General features: G+C 71.3%; 2 protein-coding genes. Both read right to left on the bottom strand.

Annotation, left to right across the window (positions count from 1 at the left end):
- Positions 1-1,021 (bottom strand): pyruvate formate lyase family protein (locus MCM47_RS40075; protein ID WP_305068079.1); only part of this gene is annotated, 1,021 nt, incomplete at its 3' end.
- 29 nt (positions 1,022-1,050) lie between these two features.
- Positions 1,051-1,782, bottom strand: a 732-nt coding sequence (locus MCM47_RS40070; protein WP_238951765.1) for an iron-containing alcohol dehydrogenase, incomplete at its 5' end; no start/stop codon positions are given.

Genomic DNA, 1,782 nt, shown 5'->3' with positions numbered 1-1,782 from the left:
ACTCCGGGGTGCGCAGGAAGCGGACGATCCGCAGCTTGATGATGAAGTCGTCCACCAGTTCCTGCGCCTGACGCTCGGTCAGCACTCCCGATATGAGGTCGCGCTGGAGGTAGACGTCGAGGAAGGTCGAGGTGCGTCCGAGCGACATGGCCGCGCCGTTCTGCTCCTTGACCGCTGCCAGGTAGGCGAAGTAGAGCCACTGGATCGCCTCCCGGCCGGTGCGGGCCGGCCCGGAGAGGTCGTACCCGTAGGCCGTGGCCATCTCCTTCAGTTCGCCCAGCGCCCGGATCTGCTCCGCGAGCTCCTCGCGCTCGCGGATCGTCTCCTCCAGCCGCGCCGGGTCGGTGGGAGCGGCGTCGAGCTCCGCCTTCTCCGCGAGCTTCGCCTCGACCAGGCGGTCCACTCCGTAGAGGGCGACCCGTCGGTAGTCGCCGATGATCCGGCCGCGTCCGTAGGCATCGGGCAGGCCGGTGATGACGCCGGCCCTGCGGGCGGCCCGGATCTCGGGGGTGTAGGCGTCGAACACCCCGGCGTTGTGGGTCTTGCGGTACCGGGTGAAGATCGTCTCCAGCTGGGGATCGACCGGGTAGCCGTAGGTCTTCAGGGCTCCAGCGACCATCCGCCAGCCGCCGTTCGGCATGATCGCGCGCTTGAGCGGAGCGTCGGTCTGCAGGCCGACGATGAGCTCCCGCTCCCGGTCGATCCAGCCGGGGGCGTGCGCGGTGATGGTGGACGGGATGTCGTACGCGACGTCGTACACCCCCTTGGCGCGTTCCTCGGGGAATCGGTCGGTGAGCTGCCGCCACACCTCGGCGGTCCGCTCGGTGGGGCCGGAGAGGAAGGACGCATCGCCCTCGTACGGGGTGTAGTTGTGCTGGATGAAGTCACGGACGTCGATCGCGTCCCGCCAGGCTCCGCCGTGGAAGCCGTCCCACGCGGAGGGGCCGACCCCGGCGGAGGGGCCGTCCGCGGTGGCGGGGCCGTCCCCGGCGCCCGGGCGGGTGTGCTGCGAGGTGGTCATCTCGGTGTCCCTTCTTCAGGCCCGGTCGATCAGGCCCGGTCGCCGTAGTAGGCCTGGCGCATCAGCCGCTGCATGTCCGCGAGCATCGGCATCCGGGGGTTGGCGGGGGCGCACTGGTCCTCGTAGGCGTTCATGGCCTGCTGCGGCAGCGCGGCCAGGAAGGCCTCCTCGTCCACGCCGGCGGCCTTGAAGGAGCGCGGGATGCCCACCCGGTCGCGCAGTTCCTCGACCGCCGCCGCGAGCGACTCGACGCCCTGCTCCGGGGTCTCAGCCGGCAGACCGAGCGTCCGGGCGATGGCCTGGTAGCGCTCCGGGGCCACGTAGTTGCGGTACTTGGGCCAGCCGGTGACCTTGCTCGGGGCGGCGCCGTTCCAGCGGATCACGTGGGGCAGCAGCAACGCGTTGGTGCGGCCGTGGGCCACGTGGAAGGTGGCGCCCAGGGTGTGGGCCATGGCGTGCACCGCGCCCAGGAAGGCCGAGCCGAAGGCCATCCCGGCGATCGTCCCCGCGTTGTGCATCCGTTCCCGGGCCTCGGGGTCGTCCGCGCCGCCGGTGACGGCCCGCTCCAGGTTCTCGAAGATGAGCCGGACGCCCTGCAGGGCGAGGCCGTCGGTGAAGTCGTTGGCGTAGACGGAGACGTAGGTCTCGATGCAGTGGGTCAGGGCGTCGAAGCCGGTGTCGGCGGTGACGTGGCTCGGCAGGCGGGTGGTGAGGGCCGGGTCCACGATGGCCACGCTCGGGGTGAGCGCGTAGTCCGCGAG

Origin of the sequence: Kitasatospora sp. A2-31, assembly GCF_022288725.1 — a bacterium.
Classification (GTDB): Bacteria; Actinomycetota; Actinomycetes; order Streptomycetales; family Streptomycetaceae; genus Kitasatospora.
This window is presented reverse-complemented; position numbering and strand designations above follow the sequence as displayed.